Below are 13,108 nucleotides of genomic sequence, written 5' to 3' on the forward strand. Positions count from 1 at the left end.
CGGGGGTCGCGCGCTACGCCCGCCCGTGGTGCTTGGTGGCGCTGCGGGTGTCGAGAGCGAGTTCTTCGGCATCCATCGCCGTCAGCAGCTCGCGCATGACCTCTTCGTCGAGGTTTCCGGCGTTGCGCTCCGCAAGCACGATCTCGCGCCGCACCTGCAGCCAGCCTCGGGACAGCGCGGCCAGTTGTTCGTAGGACGGCCGACCGGCGACATCCGACACCTCCTGCGCATCGTCGGTGTCCTTCTCCACCCGGGTCATGCGCTGCGTGAACGCGTCGAACATGTCCATGTCGACGGACCCGTGTTCCGCCTCCCACTCCGTGCGCTTCGCGGCGAGGAACGCCCTCCCCGCCTCGCGGCTCTTCTCCCGCACGGCGGCCAGCGCGAGTTCGTCCTCCGCGTGGTCGGCATCGCTGGCGATCCCCAGGCGGGTGATCAGCAGAGGCAGCGTCAGACCCTGGAGCAGAAGCGTCGCGACCGTCACGATGAAGGCGACCACCACGATCGCGTGCGAGGCTTCGTCATCCAGCGCCGCGAGGTCGGCGGCGGCCAGTGCGGTCGCCAGCGTGACGACGCCGCGCATCCCCGCCCAGGAGATGACGGCGTTGTCCTTCCAGGTGAGCTGCAGTCCGGCCATCCGCTCGCGGACGACGTGCGAGCGCAGTTCGTCCGTGCTGAACTGCTGGAAGCGCACGACCTGCTCACGGCGTCGGTCGAATTCTCCGGAGGCGATGCCGCGGTCCAGGCGAGCGAGTCGGCGCCGATCCTGGAAGTTGGACCAGGCGCTGGTCGGGTAGATGTACAGCGGGCGCACGACGATCACGACCAGCAGTACCGCCCCGGAGAGCAGGAGGATGTCTCCCACCGACTCGCTGCCGAGGTCGCTGAGCACACGGGGGAACTGCAGACCGATGTAGGCGAACACGAAGCTCTCCAGCAGCAGGTCGGCCGACAGCCACAGCGGCGCCTCCTGCTGACGCGTGGTGTAGTCGGTGCGCGGCGCGTTGTAGCCGACGTAGAGCCCCATCGCGACGACCCCGAGCACTCCCGACCCCAGCAGATGCTCCGCGATCGCATAGGCGCCGAACGGGGCGAGCAGCCCGAAGGTGCCGATGACGACCGGGTCGCTGATGCGCATGCGCAACTGATGCAGCACGACGCCGAAGACGAGGCCGACCGCGACGCCGACGCCCACGGCGAGCAGGAACTGCCAGATGCCGTCCCAGACGGTCAGAGTCGCGCCGGCCAGGATCGCCGCGAACACCCGGTACAGGGTCAGCGAGGTCGCGTCGTTGATCAGGCTCTCCCCCGAGAGCACCGTCATGATGCGCCGCGGGAGCCCGAGCTTGCGACCGATGGCGGCGGCGGAGACGGCATCCGGCGGCGCGACGATCGCTCCCAGCAGCAGCGCACCGGGAAGGGTCAGCGAGGGGAAGATCCACCAGGCGACGAAGCCGACGGCGAGGGCGGTGAGCAACACCAGCGTGACGCCCAGTCGTCGGATCTGCGGCAAGCTCCGCTTGAACCCGACGAACGAGACGTCGAGCGCCGCCGAGTAGAGCAGCGGTGGCAGCACCAGATTGAGCAGGAGGTGCCCGTCGATCTCGAGTTCGGGGACGAACGGCAGGAAGGATGCCGCGAGCGCCACGATCGTGACGAGAAGAGGTGCCGGCCACCCTCGCCATCGGGCGACGGCCGCCACGGCGACCGATCCGACGAGCACGTAGAAGATCCCGGCATCCATGGAGGAAGCGTAACGCGGCGGTGGCGTGCGACCGGGGCTCAGACCGACGACGATCCGTCCTGCGATGATCGCGGGGTCGGGGCGTCGAGCGCTTCGCGCAGGTCGGCGTTCTCGTCCTGCAACTCGAGGACACGGGCGATTCCTGCGATGTTGAGTCCGTCGTCACGGAGTTGCGCGGCACGGCGCAGTCGCTCGACGTCGTCGTCGCTGTAGCGCCGGGTGCCGCCGTCGCTGCGTGCGGGAGTCAGCAGGCCTTTGCTCTCGAACAGGCGGAGGGTGGCCTCAGGCAGGTCGACCAACTGGGCAGCGACGGCGATGCCGTACAGGGGTGTTCGCGAGTCACGACGCTCCATGCTGAGAGTTTCCTTGGATCGAGTTGCGAGATGGGCTGTGCTTGTTCTATAACAAATCTATACCCAGTGATGCAGATAACCTGCATCCAATCACAGCCCACCCGGGCCGCACGAAAGGAGAACCTCATGGCAATGACCTTCGACCCCTTCAGTCAGCTCGATCGCTTCGCCGCGAGCGTGCTGGACTCCGTTCGCGCACCCCGGCTGATGCCGGTGGACCTGTACCGCGACGGCGACCGCTACATCCTGCACGCCGACCTTCCCGGGGCTGATCCGGGTTCGATCGACGTCGGCCTCGACGGCGGCCAGCTGACGATCCGCGCCCAGCGCACCGCGGACAGCCGAGAGGGTGTCCGCTGGTTGGCCCGCGAGCGCGGCGCCGGTTCGTTCCTGCGTCAGTTCTCGCTGGGCGAAGGCATCGATCTCGAGGGCATCAGCGCGTCATACGAAAGCGGCGTGCTCTCGGTGATCATCCCGGTGAGCGAACGCGCCAAGCCCCGCAAGATCGCCGTGGAGTCCGGCGAACAGCGCCAGGCCATCGACGCCTGACCCCCGCTCCCCCGGGTGCCGGGGGACGGCATCCGTGGCCGTCCCCCGGCACCCCGCCCCTTCGAACGGAAAGGAAGTCCCATGCCCCTCTCCCCCGCGCTCCACCGCTTCCTCGCCGACATGGAGTATCCGGCGACGCGTGACGATCTGCTGCGCGAGGCCGCGCGCGACGGCCTCAGCCGCGAGGACCGCGCACTTCTGTCGGAGCTCCCCGAGCAGAGCTACAGCGCCGCCTGGCATATCCGCTACCGGCTGGCGAGCCCCTCGTTCGCTGACGTGTTCGCTCCGTCGTCTCCAGTCGTCGCCTGATCGGAAGTCGGAGATCGCACAGCTCCACCCCCGCGACGGGAATGCGGCGCCCCGCCGGCCGGTTACACCGGGAGATGTCTGAACTCGCTCTCTCCGTCCTCGACCTCGTCCCGGTGTCCACCGGCCAGACCAGCGCCGAGGCGATCGCTTCCTCCCTCACCCTGGCGCAGACGGCCGACCGGCTCGGCTATCGCCGCTACTGGTTCGCCGAGCACCACAACATGCCGGCTGTGGCCTCCACGACTCCCCCGGTCCTCATCGCCGCGGCGGCGTCGCGCACGACCCGGCTGCGCCTGGGCTCGGGTGGGGTGATGCTTCCGAACCATGCCCCGCTGATCGTCGCGGAGCAGTTCGCCGCACTCGAGGCCATCGCTCCCGGCCGCATCGACCTCGGTCTCGGTCGCGCCCCCGGAAGCGACCCGGTGATCACGCAGTTGCTCCGAGGTTCGGGCACGACGAGTGACGTCGAGCAGTTCCCCCGGCATGTGCAGGACATCGCCGCGCTGGTCTCCGGCGAGGGCGCGACGGTTCGCTTCACGTCGGGCGGCGAGTACACCGTGCGGGCGACTCCGGCACCGGTCGGCGCCCCGGAGATCTGGCTCCTCGGCTCAAGCGACTACTCAGCCCAGCTCGCAGCTTCCCACGGTCTGCCGTACGTCTTCGCCAATCACTTCTCCGGTCAGGGTCTGGAGCGGGCGCTCGACCTGTACCGCACGGGATACCAGCCGAGCGAGGCGCATCCGCAGCCGCGCACGTTCCTCACGGTGAACGTGGTCGCCGCGCCGACCGCCGAGGAGGCAGAGGCCCGCGCTCTGCCGCAGCTGCGCATGATGGCGCGGTTGCGACTGAACAAGCCGCTCCTCGCGTTGGAGACGGTCGAGGAGGCCGCCGCCGCAGAGACGGATGCCGCCACCGACCAGGCCATCCAGGCCGCGCGCTCGCGCTGGTTCGTCGGCACCGGCGACACGGTCGCGGCAGAACTGCGGGCATTCGCCGAGAAGTACGGCGTCGACGAGGTCATGCTCTCCCCCGTCGCTGCGCCGTACGAGTCCGAGCCTGCCGACAGCGCTCCCGGCCGCACCCAGACGCTGGAGCTCATCTCCGCGGCACTCTGAGGGATCGGCACTCTGAGGGATCGGCACTCTGAGGGCTCGACGGTCGCGGGCAACACCCCTCCGGGGGTGGCGACTCCGGCGCGCACGGCGTAGCCTCGGCCTCAGCGGAAGGAGTTCGACGATGAGCACCACCAGGACACTCGCCCTCTGGGTCGCCTACGGACCCAACGGAGTGGCCGGCAGCATTCGCCACGACGACAACGGCTATGTGGTCACGATGGCGGGATCGGATGCTGCCACCGGCACCTACCCGAACCTGGCGTCCGCGAAGGGCGCCCTGCACTCGCACATGCCGCCCGGCAGCGCCTGGCCGCAGTTCCAGGAGCACTGAGTCCGAGCTCTGCTCGACCACGATCCCGCGGGTCGACGGCCCGGGATCGGCCGTGCCCGGCCGACCGCTGCGGGTCAGCCGTGCCGGTTCACTGCTCGGGTTCGCCGGAGAGGATGCCGCGCAGCCAGTCCCGGGCCTCGACGAAGATGTCGTCCGAGTACCGCTCGGGATACTGCACGATCTGCCGGTCGGCGCGCGGGTACGAGCCGAGGAACACGACGCGTGGGCTGAAGCGCCGGATGCCGAGCAGCGCGTCCGCCATCCGTTCGTGCTCGATGTGGCCGTCGGCGTCGATGACGAACCGGTAGCGACCGAGTTCGTCGCCGATGGGCCGCGACTCGATCAGTGACAGGTTGATGCCGCGGGTCGAGAACTGTTCGAGCATCTCGAGGAGGGATCCGGGGTGATCGTGCGGGAGCTCGACGATCAACGAGGTCTTGTCCGCACCGGTGGGAGACGGCGGTGCCGTCGTGCGCGTGACGAGCACGAAGCGCGTGACGGCCTGCGCGTTGTCGCCGATGCCTTCGGCGAGCACCTCCACGTCGTAGTGCGTGACGATACCGGGGGCTGCGATGGCCGCCTGCGCGGGAAGTGAACCGTCGAGCACGCCGATGGCGGATGCCACGTTGCTCGCGGCCGGGATGTGCGAGTGCGACGGCACGTGCTCGCCGAGCCAGCCGTGACACTGGGCATATGCGACCGGGTGCGCCGCGATGACGCTCACCTGGTCGAGGGTGGTTCCCGGGGCGGCGACCATCACGAAGTTGACCGGGACGAGGTACTCCCCGATGATCCGCAGACCGGGGAGCGTCGCCAGAGCATCCTGGGTGGTGGACACTCCGCCCTCGATGGAGTTCTCGATCGCGATCATCGCCGCGTCGCTGCGCCCCTCGAGCACGTCGGCGAGCGCCTCTCCGACGTTGTGCACGGGGCGCCACTCGTGACCGCGAGCCTCGGCGACCTGGTCGAGTGCCGCTTCCGTGAAGGTTCCGGCAGGGCCGAGGTAGCTGTAGGTGCGGCGTTCAGTCACGGCGTTCAGCCTATCCCTCGTCCTTCCTCCCCACAGACTTCCTCGCACAGGCTCTCTCGCCACAGACGGTCGCCGCAGACCTGGGCGATATATCTCAGCCGCGGATGCGATCCTGCGCCGCAGGGGGCAGACTGAGAATATGACGAGCCGTGCCGGCCTCCCCGCGGAGGAAACTGACCTGATCGACGTCGACGAGCTGATCGCCGCATACTACGACCGCGTGCCGAACCCGGAGGTTCCGGCCGAGCGGGTCGTGTTCGGCACCAGCGGTCACCGAGGATCCTCGCTGTCGAACAGCTTCAACGAGACGCACATCCTCGCCACCACGCAGGCGATCGTCGACTACCGGGCGTCTCAGGGCATCACCGGCCCCCTGTTCCTCGGTCGCGACACCCATGCGCTCTCTCTGCCGGCGGAGCGCAGTGCGATCGAGGTGCTGCTCGCGAACGGCGTCGACGTGCGCGTCGACTCTCGCGACTCGTGGGTCCCGACGCCCGCCCTCAGCCATGCGATCCTCACCCACAACCGCCGCACCGACACCGCCACCACCGGGCAGGCCGACGGCATCGTCGTGACGCCGTCGCACAACCCGCCGCGCGACGGCGGCTTCAAGTACAACCCCCCGCACGGTGGGCCGGCCGACACGGATGCGACGGGGTGGATCGCCGACCGCGCGAACGAGCTGATCGCGAAAGGCCTCGAAGGAGTGAAGCGCGAACGCTTCGCCGACGTCGACTGGGATGCGATCACCGGCTACGACTTCCGTGATGCCTACGTGCGCGACCTGGCCACGATCATCGACATGGATGCCATCCGCCGCGCGGGCGTGCGCATCGGCGCCGATCCGCTGGGCGGAGCATCCGTCGAGTACTGGTCGCTGATCGCCGAGGTTCACGACCTCGACCTCACTGTGGTCAACCCGGATGTCGACCCGACGTGGCGCTTCATGACGCTCGACTGGGACGAGAAGATCCGCATGGACCCGTCCTCCCCCTCGGCGATGGCGTCATTGGTCGAGAAGAAGGCCGACTACGACGTGCTCACCGGCAACGACGCAGACGCCGATCGACACGGCATCGTCACCCCGGATGCCGGTCTGATGAACCCGAACCACTACCTCGCCGTCGCGATCGACTACCTCTTCTCGCATCGTTCGCAGTGGCCGCGTGATGCGGCCGTCGGCAAGACCCTGGTGTCGTCGATGATCATCGATCGCGTCGCCGAATCCCTCGGACGTCGACTGCTCGAGGTGCCGGTCGGGTTCAAGTGGTTCGTGCCCGGACTGCTCGACGGGTCGGTCGCGTTCGGCGGCGAGGAGTCCGCCGGTGCCTCCTTCCTCCGCCACGACGGGTCGGTGTGGTCGACCGACAAGGACGGCATCCTTCTCTGCCTGCTTGCCGCCGAGATCATCGCGGTGACGGGCAAGACGCCGTCCCAGCGGTACGCCGAGCTCGAGCAGGCCTTCGGATCATCTGCGTACCAGCGGGTCGATGCACCTGCGACACCCGAGCAGAAGGCGACGCTGTCGAAGCTGGCACCGGATGCGGTGACGGCGACCACCCTCGCGGGCGAGGAGATCTCGGCGAAGCTGTCGCACGCACCCGGCAACGGCGCGGCGATCGGCGGCCTCAAGGTGCAGACCGAGCATGCGTGGTTCGCCGCCCGCCCCTCCGGTACGGAAGACGTCTACAAGCTGTACGCCGAGAGTCTGCGTGGCCCCGAGCATCTCGCCGAGGTGCAGGCCGAGGCCCGCGCGGTGGTGTCGGCAGCACTCGGCAGCTGAACGGAGTCGCTCGACGCTCGTCGAGCCGCGGCTCAGCGGGTGAAGCGCTCTGCGGGCGAAATGCGGCTCAGCGGGCGAAGCGCTCTGCGAGCCCGGCTCCGGCCGCATGAAGCCAGCGCGCGGGTGCGGCGAGAGAGTTCTCGGCACTGCCGGCGAGTTCGGTGAGGGAGACCGCTGCGGCGAATCCCGTGGTGTCGGCATCCGCCGTGATCCGCCCCGCGACGAGCGCCACCGGCACGCCGGCCGCCCTCGCGATATCGGACACGAAGGACGGGACCTTGCCCGCCGCCGACTGCCCGTCGAACGACCCTTCCCCGGTCACGACGACGTCGGCGTCACGCACCGCGGCATCCAGCCCCACCAGCTCGGCGACTTCGGCCGCACCAGGGGTCAGGGTCGCGCCCCACAGGTGCAGCGCGAAGCCGGCACCTCCGGCGGCTCCCGCCCCGGAGATCGTCGGGTCAGCGGGGACCAGGGCGGCAAGGCGCGCGAGGCCGGCGTCGGCTCGCGCGATGTCCTCGTGGCCGAGCCCCTTCTGGGGTCCGAACACGGCCGCCGCACCGGCGGCGCCGAGCAACGGGTTCGTGACGTCGGTGAGCACCACCGCTCCGCCATCGGGAAGGCCCCGCATCTCCTCGAGGTCGACGGACGCCAGGTCGTCCAGCCCGCGCGCACCCGGTGCGATCAGTGCGCCGGCCGCGTCGAGGAACCTGCCCCCGAGCGCGGTGAGCAGACCGACGCCGCCGTCGGTCGAGGCACTCGAGCCGATGCCGAGGGCGAGCCGGTCGACGCCGTGGTCGAGCGCGGCGACGATGGCCTGGCCGAACCCGGTCGTATCGGCATCCCAGGGGCGGCGCTCGTCGCCCAGCAGTTCGATCCCTCTCGTCGACGCGAGCTCCACCACCCCGGTGCCGTCTGCGAGGAGGAGCCAGTACGCCTCCACATCCTCACCCCGCGGTCCGGTGACGGTGACCGGCATCAGGCGCGCGGTGTCGTCGGCCGCCGCAAAAGCGGCGACCGTGCCCTCCCCGCCATCGGCCATGGGACGCAGCACGATCTGCGAGGTCGCGGCGACGGCTCGCCACCCGGCGGCCACGGCGGATGCCGCCTCCGCCGCGGTGATGGAGCCCTTGAAGCTGTCCAGAGCGACGACGACCCGAGTCATGACGGCATCCGGGTCCTGGTTCGCGACACGGAGTACGGGCGGGGAACAGGAGCGTCGTCGATCACACCCGAGAGTCTAAACGGCCGGGTGCAGCTGCACCCGACGCGCGTCAGCGGCGGGCGGCGCTCCGACGCTCGATGAGGTGCGTCGGGATGATGTCCGGTACCGGATCCGCGGCGGCTCCGGCGGCTCCGGCGGCTCCGGTGGCTCCGGTGGCTCCGGTGGCTCCTGCGGCTTCGATCTCACCGACCAACGCGTCGACGGCGGCGACCGCCAGCGCGGCGAAGTCCTGCCGGATGGTCGTCAGCGGGGGACGGTAGTTGGCGGCATCCGGCACGTCGTCGAACCCGATCACGCCGACATCCTCCGGTACCCGCCTGCCGTTCTCCGCGAGCGCACGGATGAGTCCGAGCGCCATCTGGTCGTTCGCGCAGAAGACGGCGGAGGCCTCGTCGAGCTCGACGGCGGCGGCGAACCCGGATTCGGCCGTCCAATCGCCGCGGATCGGGGGCAGCGGTTCGATCCCGGCCGCCTCGAGCGCCGCCCGCCACCCGCGCTCGCGTTCCGCCGCGGCGAACGAGTTCTCGGGGCCCGCGAGATGTCGGACGCTCTCGTGCCCCAGTTCCAGCAGGCGCCGGGTCGCCGCGGCCGCGCCGCCCGCGTGATCGCTGTGCACCGCCCGGGACCCGTCTCCGGCCGGAGCATCGACCACGACCAGTCGCAGACCCTCCGGTCGATCGTCGGCGCGGGCCAGCGCGGACGCCTCGTTCAGCACGATGGCGCCGTCCACCCCCTGATCCTGCAACCGCACGAATGCTTCGGCCACGGATCGGCCGGCGGTGACCAGGAGCAGGGCGTACCCGCGGACCTCGGCGGCTTCGGCGGTGGCCTGCAGCATCCGCGAATTGCCGACGGTGGCGAGCGTCGTCACGACCAGGCCGATGGTCTGGGAGCGTCCGGTGCGCAGGGCGCGGGCCGCGCGGTGCGGGCGATAGCCCAACTCTGCCATCGCCTGCTCGACGCGCATCCTGGTGTCGGGATCGACCCGGGGACTGTCGTTCACGACCCGCGACACGGTCTGTCCCGAGACGCCCGCCAACGCGGCGACGGCGGCCATCGAGACGCGACCGGTGGCGGGGCGCCCGTACGAGCGCCGCGCGCGGACCGATGGGTCGCGGCGTTCCTCCGTCATCGGCATCCTCTCGGTCTCAGCTGAATGTTGACGTTATCACGCTGATGCGCCTACCATGTTTACGTGAACACGCCCGATCTTCCCGCCCTTCGCGCAGAGACACTCGCCGCCGGAGTCGTCAAACGCGCCACGACACTCGCCGACGGTCGCGACCTCATCTACTACGACGACCCCGACACCAACCTCGGCGCCGAGCGCGCGGTCGATGCCCGCATCCTCGATCCGCGACCGGGCACCGCTTCCATGCGCCTCGACATTCTCACCGGCGACTGGATCACCGTCGCCGCGAACCGGCAGAACCGTGTCATGATGCCGAGCGCTTCCGCCGACCCGCTGGCCCCGCAGACCCCCGACAACCCGTCCGAGGTGCCGTCGCGCTATGACGTGGCCGTGTTCGAGAACCGCTCCCCGGCGTTCGGCCCGGCGCTGACCGAAGCGTTCGGCACCGTCCCGGAAGCGGCGAACCCACCCCGTGGCCTCGACGACCTCGCCGCCCTCGGCCTCGGACGCACCCGCACCTCCGTCGGCCGCTGCGAGGTCGTCTGCTTCAGCCCGGAGCACTCCGGCTCATTCGGCACGCAGACCGTCACCCGCGCACGCACCGTGATCGAGGCCTGGGCAGACCGCACGGCCGCCCTGTCGACCATGCCCGGCATCGAGCAGATCTTCCCGTTCGAGAACCGCGGGGAAGCCATCGGAGTGACGCTCCCGCATCCGCACGGCCAGATCTACGCCTACCCGTACGTGACACCGCGGACGACGCGCCTGCTCGACTCCATCGACCGCACGGCTCCCGACCTCTTCGCGCGCATCCTCGAGTTCGAGCAGGGATCCGAACGGGTGGTGTTCCGCGGTGAGCACTGGACGGCCTTCGTGCCGTTCGCCGCACGCTGGCCTCTCGAAGTGCACCTGATGCCGCATCGTCAGGTTCCTGACTTCGCAGCGACGACGGATGCCGAACGCGACGAGCTCGCTCCCCTGTACCTGCGCCTGCTGCGTGGCGTGGACGCACTGTACGACACCCCGACCCCGTACATCGCCGCCTGGCATCAGGCGCCGGTGAACGTCGGTCGCGACACGGTGCGCCTGCACCTTCAGCTCACCAGTCCCCGCCGCGCCGCGGACAAGCTGAAGTTCCTCGCCGGGTCCGAGGCCGCGATGTGGGCCTGGGCGGCTGAAGTCACCCCGGAGCAGGGCGCCGCTCGCATCCGCGAAGCGATCGAGCGCGCGTCCGCGCCCGCGACCGAGGAGTCTCCGGGCACGTCGACCGGGCAGGAGGCCTCCGCATGACCGACACGCAGGATGCCGTCCGCGCCCTGTTCGCCGAACTCACCGGCCGCGAGCCCGACGGCGTGTGGTCCGCGCCCGGCCGGGTCAACCTCATCGGCGAGCACACCGACTACAACGACGGGTTCGTCCTCCCCTTCGCCATCCCGCATCGCACGGTCGCCGCTGTCGGCCTCCGCGACGACGATCGCGGACGCGTGCGTGTCGCCTCGACCTTCGCCGAGGATCCCGTGGAGGTCGGGCTCGACGAGCTGGACGACCTGTTCCCTTCCGCCACCGCGACCGCCGACGCCTCCCGCGTTCCCGAATGGGCGGCGTACCCGCTCGGTGTCGCCTGGGCGCTGCGGCAGGCAGTCAGGGGCATCGGTGCCACGGGAGCCTTCCGCGGAATCGACATCGCGATCGCCTCGGATGTGCCCGTCGGGGCCGGGCTCTCCTCCTCGGCGGCGATCGAGGGCGCCACGGCATCCGCCCTCAACGACCTGTGGAGCACCGGGCTCGACCGCACGGCCCTGGCTCGCGTCGGCCGGCGCGCCGAGAACGAAGCTGTCGGCGCCCCGACCGGGATCATGGACCAGATGGCGTCGATGCTGGGCGAAGCCGACGCCGCCATCTTCCTCGACTGCCGCTCTCTCGAAGCGAACCTCGTTCCGCTCGGGGTCGCCGAAGCCGGTCTCGCGATCCTCGTGATGGACACGCGCGTGAAGCACGCGCATTCGACCGGCGGCTACCGAGAGCGGCGCGCGTCCTGCGAACGCGGCGCCGAGATCATGGGCGTCCCGGCGCTGCGCGACGTGTCGGTCGACGACCTCCCCCGCGCGCAGGAGCTGATGGACGACGTCACCTTCCGACGCGTGCGCCACATCGTCACCGAGAATCAGCGGGTACTCGACACCGTCCGGGTGCTCCGCGAGCAGGGGGCGCGAGCGATCGGCGACCTGCTCGTCGCGTCGCACGCCTCGATGCGCGACGACTTCGAGATCTCGGTGCCCGAACTCGACACCGCCGTCGATGCCGCCCTGGCCGCGGGGGCATTGGGGGCGCGGATGACCGGTGGGGGTTTCGGTGGAGCCGCGATCGCGTTGATCGAGCAGGATGCCGTGGCCGACGTCTCGGATGCCGTCACCACGGCTTTCGCAGCATCCGGCTTCACGGCCCCGCTGCTGTTCACCGTCATCCCGTCCGCGGGTGCGCATCGCGACGCCTGACAGAATGAGTGATCGAGCCGCGACGGTCATGCGGCAGGAAAGGGAAGCAATGTCCTGGATCGTCACCGGCGGCGCCGGCTACATCGGAGCCCACGTCGTCCGTGCCCTCGCCGACGCCGGCCTCACCCCTGTCGTGCTCGACGACCTCTCCAGCGGAGTCGGGACCTTCGTGCCCGAGGGCGTGCCCTTCGTGCAGGGCAGCATCCTCGACCGCGATCTCGTCGAGAAGGCGCTGCGCGAGCATGACGCGGACGGCGTGATCCACGTCGCCGGGTACAAGTACGCCGGGGTCTCCGTGCAGCGTCCACTGCACACCTACGCGCAGAACGTCGAAGGCACCAGGGTGATCCTCGAGGCGATGGAAGCCGCGGAGGTTTCGAACATCGTGTTCTCGTCGTCGGCCGCCGTGTTCGGCACGCCCGACGTGGCCCTGGTCGAAGAAGACACCGCCAAGCGGCCCGCGAGCCCCTACGGTGAATCGAAGCTCATCGGTGAATGGCTGCTGCGGGATCAGGCCGTCGCGACCGCGGACTCCGCGCATCCGCTGCGGCACACGTCTCTGCGGTACTTCAACGTCGTCGGATCAGCCGACCCGACGGTGTACGACGTGAGCCCGCACAACCTCTTCCCCATCGTGTTCGAAGCACTGATCGCGGGCAAGACACCCAAGATCTTCGGCGACGACTACGACACCGAAGACGGCACGAACGTGCGCGACTACGTGCACGTCGGCGACATCGCGGCAGCGCACGTCGCCGCGGCCCAGCGCCTCGCCGGCGGCCAGTCGATCGAACCGGCCTACAACCTGGGTTCCGGAGACGGTCTCAGCGTGAAGCAGATCATGGACGCCGTGGCCCGCGTCACCGGCATCGACTTCGAGCCCGAGATCGGCCCGCGCCGCCCCGGCGACCCCGACCGTATCGTGGCCACCGGGGAGCTCGCGGCCCGCGACCTCGACTGGAAGATGCGGTACTCGGTCGACGAGATGGTGCGGACGGGCTGGGAGGCGCGGCGCAACGCAGGCTGAGCCGCGCTCGGCCCG

General features: G+C 70.0%; 13 protein-coding genes. 8 read left to right on the top strand and 5 right to left on the bottom strand.

Annotation, left to right across the window (positions count from 1 at the left end; all coding sequences use genetic code 11):
• Positions 1-13: 13 nt before the first annotated feature.
• Both D7252_RS02625 and D7252_RS02630 read right to left on the bottom strand, forming a co-directional pair.
• Entirely contained in the window at positions 14-1,744 is a 1,731-nt protein-coding gene (locus D7252_RS02625) for a sodium:proton antiporter (protein WP_120773971.1), read from the bottom strand.
• A 38-nt stretch (positions 1,745-1,782) separates the two neighbouring features.
• Positions 1,783-2,097: a MerR family transcriptional regulator gene (locus D7252_RS02630; protein WP_120773972.1), complete on the bottom strand. Its 315-nt coding sequence runs from the start codon at positions 2,095-2,097 to the stop codon at positions 1,783-1,785.
• A 126-nt stretch (positions 2,098-2,223) separates the two neighbouring features.
• Here D7252_RS02630 and D7252_RS02635 point away from each other — a divergent pair, with 126 nt between their 5' ends.
• The 4 genes from D7252_RS02635 (at position 2,224) to D7252_RS02650 (ending at position 4,401) form a co-directional block, all read left to right on the top strand.
• A complete protein-coding gene (locus tag D7252_RS02635) occupies positions 2,224-2,646 on the top strand; it encodes an Hsp20/alpha crystallin family protein (RefSeq protein WP_120773973.1) in 423 nt (140 codons plus the stop codon).
• An 81-nt stretch (positions 2,647-2,727) separates the two neighbouring features.
• Positions 2,728-2,955, top strand: coding sequence for a DUF2795 domain-containing protein (locus D7252_RS02640; RefSeq protein WP_120773974.1), 228 nt, complete (start codon positions 2,728-2,730; stop codon positions 2,953-2,955).
• Between the two features lie 74 nt (positions 2,956-3,029).
• Positions 3,030-4,070 (top strand): LLM class flavin-dependent oxidoreductase, encoded by a 1,041-nt coding sequence (locus D7252_RS02645; RefSeq protein WP_120773975.1) that lies wholly within the window; start codon positions 3,030-3,032, stop codon positions 4,068-4,070.
• Between the two features lie 121 nt (positions 4,071-4,191).
• Complete coding sequence (locus tag D7252_RS02650) at positions 4,192-4,401, top strand: methyltransferase (protein WP_120773976.1); 210 nt, start codon at positions 4,192-4,194, stop codon at positions 4,399-4,401.
• 88 nt (positions 4,402-4,489) lie between these two features.
• Here the strand turns inward: D7252_RS02650 and pheA are convergent, their stop codons facing one another.
• On the bottom strand, positions 4,490-5,440 hold the full coding sequence (pheA, locus tag D7252_RS02655; protein WP_120776759.1) for a prephenate dehydratase: 951 nt from the start codon (positions 5,438-5,440) through the stop codon (positions 4,490-4,492).
• 130 nt (positions 5,441-5,570) lie between these two features.
• On the opposite strand from pheA, the gene pgm reads away from it, so the two are divergent.
• Positions 5,571-7,214: a phosphoglucomutase (alpha-D-glucose-1,6-bisphosphate-dependent) gene (gene pgm / locus D7252_RS02660; RefSeq protein WP_120773977.1), complete on the top strand. Its 1,644-nt coding sequence runs from the start codon at positions 5,571-5,573 to the stop codon at positions 7,212-7,214.
• A 67-nt stretch (positions 7,215-7,281) separates the two neighbouring features.
• Here the strand turns inward: pgm and D7252_RS02665 are convergent, their stop codons facing one another.
• A complete protein-coding gene (locus tag D7252_RS02665; protein WP_120773978.1) occupies positions 7,282-8,379 on the bottom strand; it encodes a glycerate kinase in 1,098 nt (365 codons plus the stop codon).
• A gap of 109 nt (positions 8,380-8,488) precedes the next feature.
• Positions 8,489-9,496, bottom strand: a complete 1,008-nt coding sequence (locus D7252_RS02670) for a LacI family DNA-binding transcriptional regulator (RefSeq protein WP_120776760.1) — start codon at positions 9,494-9,496, stop codon at positions 8,489-8,491.
• 138 nt (positions 9,497-9,634) lie between these two features.
• Here D7252_RS02670 and galT point away from each other — a divergent pair, with 138 nt between their 5' ends.
• The 3 genes from galT to galE are packed head-to-tail and all read left to right on the top strand — an operon-like array spanning position 9,635 to position 13,093.
• Positions 9,635-10,861: a galactose-1-phosphate uridylyltransferase gene (gene galT, locus D7252_RS02675; protein ID WP_120773979.1), complete on the top strand. Its 1,227-nt coding sequence runs from the start codon at positions 9,635-9,637 to the stop codon at positions 10,859-10,861.
• Positions 10,858-12,066 carry a galactokinase gene (gene galK, locus D7252_RS02680; RefSeq protein ID WP_120773980.1) on the top strand — a complete coding sequence of 403 codons (1,209 nt, stop codon included), beginning with the start codon at positions 10,858-10,860 and terminating at the stop codon, positions 12,064-12,066. The genes galT and galK overlap by 4 nt, the downstream gene beginning before the upstream one ends.
• A 49-nt stretch (positions 12,067-12,115) precedes the next feature.
• Positions 12,116-13,093: a UDP-glucose 4-epimerase GalE gene (galE, locus tag D7252_RS02685; RefSeq protein ID WP_120773981.1), complete on the top strand. Its 978-nt coding sequence runs from the start codon at positions 12,116-12,118 to the stop codon at positions 13,091-13,093.
• Positions 13,094-13,108: the final 15 nt, after the last annotated feature.

The organism is Microbacterium sp. CGR2 (assembly GCF_003626735.1).
Lineage (GTDB): Bacteria > Actinomycetota > Actinomycetes > Actinomycetales > Microbacteriaceae > Microbacterium.